At 74.4% G+C, this 6,640-nt stretch carries 7 protein-coding genes; 5 read left to right on the top strand and 2 right to left on the bottom strand.

The window, feature by feature from the left end; genetic code table 11:
* Together ACFVXK_RS02290 and ACFVXK_RS02285 are read right to left on the bottom strand one after the other, a co-directional pair.
* On the bottom strand, positions 1-628 hold a 628-nt coding region (locus tag ACFVXK_RS02290; RefSeq protein WP_389609557.1), incomplete at its 3' end, for an ATP-binding cassette domain-containing protein.
* Positions 625-1,299: an AIM24 family protein gene (locus tag ACFVXK_RS02285; protein WP_389609552.1), complete on the bottom strand. Its 675-nt coding sequence runs from the start codon at positions 1,297-1,299 to the stop codon at positions 625-627. The genes ACFVXK_RS02285 and ACFVXK_RS02290, both read right to left, overlap by 4 nt.
* A gap of 71 nt (positions 1,300-1,370) precedes the next feature.
* Here ACFVXK_RS02285 and ACFVXK_RS02280 point away from each other — a divergent pair, with 71 nt between their 5' ends.
* The 5 genes from ACFVXK_RS02280 to ACFVXK_RS02260 all read left to right on the top strand — a co-directional run bounded on the left by ACFVXK_RS02280 (position 1,371) and on the right by ACFVXK_RS02260 (position 6,632).
* On the top strand, positions 1,371-2,120 hold the full coding sequence (locus ACFVXK_RS02280) for an aminoacyl-tRNA hydrolase (protein WP_389609551.1): 750 nt from the start codon (positions 1,371-1,373) through the stop codon (positions 2,118-2,120).
* The gene (locus ACFVXK_RS02275) at positions 2,117-2,554 is read left to right on the top strand and encodes an SMI1/KNR4 family protein (protein ID WP_389609549.1); all 438 of its coding nucleotides are present in this window, start codon (positions 2,117-2,119) and stop codon (positions 2,552-2,554) included. Before ACFVXK_RS02280 ends, ACFVXK_RS02275 begins: the two co-directional genes overlap by 4 nt.
* A 127-nt stretch (positions 2,555-2,681) precedes the next feature.
* Positions 2,682-3,980, top strand: coding sequence for a DUF692 domain-containing protein (locus ACFVXK_RS02270; RefSeq protein ID WP_389609547.1), 1,299 nt, complete (start codon positions 2,682-2,684; stop codon positions 3,978-3,980).
* A complete protein-coding gene (locus ACFVXK_RS02265) occupies positions 3,977-5,062 on the top strand; it encodes a TIGR04222 domain-containing membrane protein (RefSeq protein WP_389609546.1) in 1,086 nt (361 codons plus the stop codon). Before ACFVXK_RS02270 ends, ACFVXK_RS02265 begins: the two co-directional genes overlap by 4 nt.
* Positions 5,063-5,222: 160 nt before the next feature.
* Positions 5,223-6,632 (top strand): purine-cytosine permease family protein, encoded by a 1,410-nt coding sequence (locus tag ACFVXK_RS02260; protein WP_389609544.1) that lies wholly within the window; start codon positions 5,223-5,225, stop codon positions 6,630-6,632.
* Positions 6,633-6,640 lie beyond the last annotated feature (8 nt).

The following is a 6,640-nucleotide window of genomic DNA, read 5'->3' as shown; positions in this document are numbered from 1 at the left end:
CCGCCGGGCCGGGCTCCGGCACGGGTTCCAGGCCCCCGGCCCGCAGCAGGTAGCGGGCGTCGGGCAGGCCGGCCAGTCGGCCGGGGTCGTGGTCGACGAAGACCACCGTGCCCCCGGCGGCGGTGGTTTCGGCGACGGCGCGGTCCAGCTCCGCGCGGGCGGACGCGTCCAGGCCGGTCCAGGCTTCGTCGAGGACGAGCAGGCCGGGCCCGGCGAGCAGGGCCTGGGCGACGGCCACCTTCTGGCTGGTCCCCTTGGACAGTTCGGCCAGCGGGGTGCGGGCGAAGCGGGCGGCGCCGAACCGCTCCAGCCCGTCGGCCGCCCGCCGGGCCGCCTCGGCGCCGGTCAGCCCGTGCACCCGGCCGAGGTGGGTCAGGTAGGCCCCGGCCGTCAGCGGCAGCACGGCGGGGAAGCGCTCGGGCACGTACGCGACCCGGGACGCCCGGCCGGTGATCCGCCCCTCGGTCGGGGTGTCGATGCCCGCGAGGAGCCGCATCAGGGTGGACTTGCCGCCGCCGTTGCCGCCCTCGATCCGGACCAGGACGCCGGGCGGCAGCTCCATCGCGACCCCGCGCAGCACCCAGGGCCGCCGCGTGCGGTAGCGGCGGCCCACTCCGGTGAGCCTCAGTGCGCCGCCGCCGACTCGGTGAGCTCGCTGGGCCGGACGATGACGAAGCCCTCGCCGCGCAGCATCAGCTGGATCGCCTCGCCGGAGCCGCCGCGGATCATCGAGCCGACGGACTGGGAGCGGTGCAGCCCGGTCTCCAGCTGGGCGCTCCAGCCGACGACCGCGTCCGTGTCCACGTACACCGGGGACTGCGCGGTGACCGGGATGACGATCGGGTTGCCGTCGCAGACGACGGCGAGCTTGCCGGTGCCGGTGAAGAGGCTGTTGAAGAGGCCGCCGCCGGTCATCCCGGCGCCCTTGACCATCTTGATCTCGTACGACAGCGTCGCGTCGAAGCACAGCACGTTGCGCCCGTTGATGGTGAGGGCGTCGCCGGGTTCGAAGTCGATGATGAAGCAGTTGCCGGCCTGGTGCGCGAACCAGGCCTCGCCCTGCCCGCGTACGGACATCAGCGCGAGGCCCTCGCCCGTGACGGCGCGCTTGAGCATGCCGCCGATGCCCTGGCCCTTGCGCTCGAACTGGAGGTTGCCGCGGAAGGCGACCATCGAGCCCTGCCGGGCCAGCATCTCGCCGTTGACGGCGTACTTGACGGACTTGGCGTTCTGCAGGGACATCCCGGGCGCGGCGGCGGGCTGGGCCAGGTTCTCGCTCGCGAAAAGGTCACTCTTCATGGACATGATCCTCGCCCGGGCCGGCCACCCGGGACATCCTCCTCAAGACGGAGCCTGGCATCCTTGGCGGGATGAGCAGCGAGCACACGAACCAGACCTCAGAGGTACCCGCGGTGGGGGCCGACAGCCCCTTCCGGAAGGAGCACGCACTGCGCGACGAGGCCCCGCAGTTCGTCCTGCCGCTGGTCGTACGCATCGAGAAGGACGGGCCGCCGGCCCGGACGGACGCGCTGGAGACGGCGGCCCGGGCGGTGCTGGTCCTCCTCACGGACGAGCGCGCGCACGGCGAGGGCGAGTGGGCGCGGGCGGTCCGCGACTGGCAGGACGCCCGGATCCGCAAGGTGGTCCGCCGGGCGCGCGGCGCGGAGTGGCGCAAGGCCGCCTCCCTGCCGGGCGTCACGGTCCAGGGCGCCGCGTCCGAGGTACGGGTCTTCCCGCCGGTGCCCCTGGACGGCTGGCCCAAGGAGCTGGCCAAGCTCCAGGTCTCGGGCACGGACCTGGACGACCCGGAGCCGGCGCCCGCCCCGGAGCCGGGGGTGCCGGTGCTGTGGCTGAACCCGGAGCTGGACATGTCGGCGGGCAAGGCGATGGCCCAGGCCGGGCACGCGGCGCAGCTGGCCTGGTGGGAGCTGACGGCGGCGGAACGCGCCCTGTGGCAGGCCTCGGGCTTCCACCTGGCCGTCCGCACCGCCCCGCGCGAACGCTGGGCGGAACTGAGCACGAGCGGCCTCCCGGTGGTCCGCGACGCGGGCTTCACGGAGATCGCCCCCGGCAGCTGCACGGTCGTCTCGGACCACCCGGCCCTGCGGGCCCGGCTGTGAACTGGCGGGAGCTGGTCCTGGGGCTGCTGCCGGAGGCGGAGCTCGCCGGGGCGGCGGGCGAGGCGGACCTCGCCGAGGTGGAGCGGGTCCTCGGGCAGGCCCTGCCCGCCGAGCTCCGCGCGCTGCTGCGGGTCTGCGACGGGGTCGTCGGACGGCACGGCACCGACGTGGTGTGGAGCGCCCGGCGGATCGCCCGGGAGAACGCGCAGCTGCGCGGTACGCCCGCCTTCGCCTCGCTGTACATGCCGTTCGAGCCGCTGATGTTCTTCGGGGACAACGGCGGAGGGGACCTCTTCGGCGTCGTGCGGGTGCCGGAGCGGTCCGACGTCTTCGTCTGGGACCACGAGTCCGACGGGCGTTCCTGGGCGGCCGGCGGGGTGGAGGACTACCTGCGACGGGCCCTGCCGGCGCGGGGGGACTGGTACCGGTACTGAGGGGGCCGGCCGGTGGTGGTGGCCGGGAACCTCAAATGTTGCTCTGAACGTCCCCTCACGGTGGTTGGCCCGTTCGCGTCGGGGCCATGACATCGGCACGGAGTCCTTGAGAGGGGGCGAGGGGGACATGAAGCCCATGGCACGCCTGGGGGTGGGCATCGGCTGGAGGCCGGAGATCGCCGAGGCGGTCGAACGGCTGGAGGGGCTGGACTGGGTCGAGGTGGTGGCCGAGAACGTGTGTCCGGGCCACCTGCCCGAGTCCCTGCTGCGGCTGCGCGAGCGGGGCGTGCGGGTCGTGCCGCACGGGGTCTCGCTGGGGATCGGCGGCGCCGACCGGCCCGACGCCGGGAAGCTGGCCGCGCTCGGGGAGCGGGCCGTGGCGCTGGGGGCGCCGCTGGTCACCGAGCACATCGCCTTCGTGCGCACCTCCTCGCCCGCGCTGGAGGCCGGCCACCTGCTGCCCGTGCCGCGGACCCGCGACGCGCTGGACGTGCTGTGCGAAAACGTGCGGATCGCCCAGGACGCGCTGCCGGTTCCGCTGGCGCTGGAGAACATCGCCGCGCTGGTGTCCTGGCCCGGGGAGGAGCTGACGGAGGGGCAGTTCCTGACCGAGCTGGTCGAACGCACGGGCGTACGGCTGCTCGTCGACGTGGCGAACCTGCACACCAACCGGGTCAACCGGGGTGAGGACCCGGCCGCCGTGCTGGACTCGATCCCGCTGGAGGCGCTGGCGTACGTGCACGTGGCGGGTGGTGTGGAGCGCGACGGCGTCTGGCACGACACGCACGCGCACCCGGTGCCGCCGGTGGTGCTCGACGTGCTGACGGGGCTGCGGGAACGGGTGGACCCGCCGGGCGTGCTGCTGGAGCGGGACGACGACTTCCCCGAGGAGGAGGAACTCGCCGGGGAGCTGGAGCGGATCCGCGCGGTGGTGGCGGGCGCGGCCGGTCCGGTGCGTCCGGGTGCGCCGGTCACCGTCGCCGTACGGGCACAGGCGCCGGGTCCGGTCGCCGAGGCCGTGCGGACCCGGGTGGGGCTCGGTCAGGCCGCGCTGCTGTCGGCGCTGGTCGCCGGGACGCCCGTGCCCGAGGGGTTCGACCGGCAGCGGGTGCGGATCCAGTCGCGGGCGCTGGCCGCCAAGCGGGCGTCGGTGGTGGAGAGGCTCGCGCCCGAGCTGCCCGGGATCCTGGGCGGTCCGGAGGCCTACCGCACGGCGTTCCTGGCGTACGCGCGGCGGCGCCCGATGACGGGCGGGTACCGGCGTGACGCGCTGGACTTCGCGGAGCACCTGCTGATCCGGGACCTGCCCGAGGACCCGGCCGCGCGGCGCCGGCTCACCGCCTGGTGGCGGGAGCGGGCCGGGGCGCGGCCGCCCCGGCGGATCGTGCGCTGGGCCCGTGCGCTGGCGGGGCGGGGTGGCCGGTGAACGAGCTGGCGGTGGCGGTGTGGGCCGCCGTGCTCCTGTCGAGCCTCGGGCTGCTGCTCGGGCCGCGCCGGGTGCGGGTGTCCGGGACTCCCGAGGTGCACGACCTGTCCGAGGCGGCGTTCCTGGCGGGCGGGCCGGGGGCGGTGGTCGACGCGGCGCTGGTCGCGCTGCTCGGGGACGGCCGGCTGGTGGCGGGCGGCCCGGGCATCGTCCACGAGGGGCGTGGGGTGCCGGGCGCGGACCCGGCCGAGCGGGCCGTGGTGTCGGCGCTGCGGGCGGCGCCGTCCGGGTGGCTGTACCAGGTGCGGTACGCCGCCATGGTGGACCCGGCCGTGCAGGAGGTGGGCGACGCCCTCGCCGCGCGCGGGATGATCGCCGCTCCCGGGGCGGGGCGGGGGCGGCGGCGCTGGGGGCTGGTGCAGACCGTGGTGTGCGCGGCGCTGATCCCGGTGTCGCTGCCGGTGACGTTCGTGGCGATGGCGCTGAGTCAGGAGGCCCAGCTGCCGTTCGTGCTCAAGGTGCTGCCGGTGCTGGTGGCCGGGATCGTGGCGGGCGCGTTCGGCGCGCGGCGGGCGCGGCGGCGGGTGACCCCGGCGGGCCGGGCCGCGCTGCGGCGGGCCCGGGCGCGGCACGCCGCCGAGACGGCCCCGGCGGTACGGACCGCCCTGTACGGGCTGAAGGGGCTGCGGGATCCGGGGCTGCGGGCGCAGCTGGTGCCCGCGGCGCGCGGTACCCGGCTGGCCGCGGCCCAGGCGCGGGCCCGGGCGCGGGGGCGGTCGTCCGGCGGGGGCTCCTCGCACTCCTCGCACGCGTGCGGTTCCTCGTCCGACTCCGTCGACCTGGTCCCCGTGGTGTGGTGCGCCTCCGGTGACGGCGGGTCCTCGGGGTCCGGCGGCTGCGGGGGCGGTTCCGGCTGCGGGAGTTCCGGTTCGAGCTGCGGCGGGTCCTCCGGCTGTTCGAGCGGGAGCAGTTGTTCGAGCGGGTCGAGCTGCTCCAGCGGGTCCAGTTGCAGCAGCGGGTCCAGTTGCTCCAGCGGGTCCAGTTGCAGCAGCAGTAGTTCGAGCTGCTCCAGCAGCACCTGACGCCGGGTCCCGGGGGGGGAGCCGTACCACCCACTGAAATGTGTCATTCAAGATCTTGATGTTTGTACATCCCCATGCCAGATTCGGCGCAGCACCACCTGGGTCGACGGCGGAGCTCATCCCGGCTGCGCCGCAACTGCTGCGGGGAGAGGCCACCACCATGCCGGAACGACAAGCGCCCGGGGACCGCCTCGCGGTCGAGAGACGGACCATCGAGGCGGTCCCGGACACCGAACGGCACGGTACGCCGCGCAGCCAGTTCACCCTCTGGTTCGGCGCCAACATGCAGATCACCGCCATCGTCGACGGCGCGCTGTCGGTGGTCTTCGGCGCCGACGCGCTCTGGGCGATACCCGCGCTGCTCCTCGGCAACCTGCTCGGCGGCATCGTCATGGCGCTGCACTCCGCGCAGGGGCCGCGACTGGGCGTACCGCAGATGATCTCCAGCCGGGCCCAGTTCGGGGTGTACGGGGCGGTCCTGCCACTGCTGCTGGTGATCCTGATGTACCTCGGCTTCGCCGCGACCGGCAGCGTGCTGGCCGGGCAGGCGATGTCCGCGATGCTGCACATCGGGACGGAGGCCGGGATCCTGCTCTTCGGAGCGCTGACCGCCCTCGTGGCGGTGACCGGCTACCGCCTCATCCACATCGCGGGCCGCATCGCCACCGTCGTCGGGGCGCTCGGCCTCGGCTACCTGATGGTGCGCCTGTTCACCCAGTACGACGTCGGGGCGCACGTCGGTACCAAGGGGTTCGAGGCGGCGACCTTCCTGCTCTCCGTGGGACTCGGGGCCGGCTGGCAGCTCACCTTCGGCCCCTACGTCGCCGACTACTCCCGCTACCTGCCCCGCGACACCAGCACCCGGGCGACGTTCTGGTCCACCTTCGCCGGCTCCGTCATCGGATCCCAGTGGGCCATGACGCTGGGCGCGCTCACCGCGGCCGTCGCGGGCAAGGCCTTCCTGCCCGACCAGGTGGGCTTCCTCGGCGGGCTGGCGGGCCCGGCGTTCCTCGCGTTCCTCGTCTACCTGGTCATCGTGGTCGGCAAGCTGACCGTCAACTGCCTGAACGCCTACGGCGGCTTCATGTCGATCCTGACGACCGTCACCGCCTTCGACCGCCGCTCACGCGTCTCGCCGCCGGTGCGCGCCGCCTACATCCTCGGCTTCATCGCCGTGTCCATGGTCATCGCGCTCGCCGCCAGCGACGACTTCCTGACCAACTTCAAGAACTTCGTCCTGCTGCTCCTGACCGTGTTCACGCCGTGGAGCGCGATCAACCTGGTCGACTACTACCTGGTCTCCCGCGAACGCGTGGACATCCCGGCCCTCTACGACCCGGCCGGCCGCTACGGCCGCTGGAACGCCGCAGCGCTGGCCTGCTACCTCCTCGGCATCGCCGTGCAGGTCCCGTTCCTCGCCACCAAGCTGTACACCGGGGCGATCACCGAGCGGCTCGGCGGCGCCGACATCTCGTGGATCGTGGGGCTGGTGGTCACCTCGGCCCTGTACTGGCTCTGGGCGCGGCGCACCGCCAACCCGCCCGCCGAGACCGTCCACCCCGCGCCTTAGCTCAACCG

The sequence above is a fragment of the Streptomyces sp. NPDC058157 genome, from assembly GCF_042884105.1.
Classification (GTDB): domain Bacteria; phylum Actinomycetota; class Actinomycetes; order Streptomycetales; family Streptomycetaceae; genus Streptomyces.
Note: the sequence above shows the minus strand (reverse complement) of the source record. Positions and strands in the feature narration are given on the sequence as shown.

Excerpts from the sequence above, each read along its gene's own strand:
- ACFVXK_RS02285 (WP_389609552.1), bottom strand. The coding sequence starts at position 1,299 with ATGAAGAGTGACCTTTTCGCGAGCGAGAACCTGGCCCAGCCCGCCGCC.
- ACFVXK_RS02280 (WP_389609551.1), top strand. The coding sequence starts at position 1,371 with ATGAGCAGCGAGCACACGAACCAGACCTCAGAGGTACCCGCGGTGGGG.
- ACFVXK_RS02270 (WP_389609547.1), top strand. The coding sequence starts at position 2,682 with ATGAAGCCCATGGCACGCCTGGGGGTGGGCATCGGCTGGAGGCCGGAG.
- ACFVXK_RS02260 (WP_389609544.1), top strand. The coding sequence starts at position 5,223 with ATGCCGGAACGACAAGCGCCCGGGGACCGCCTCGCGGTCGAGAGACGG.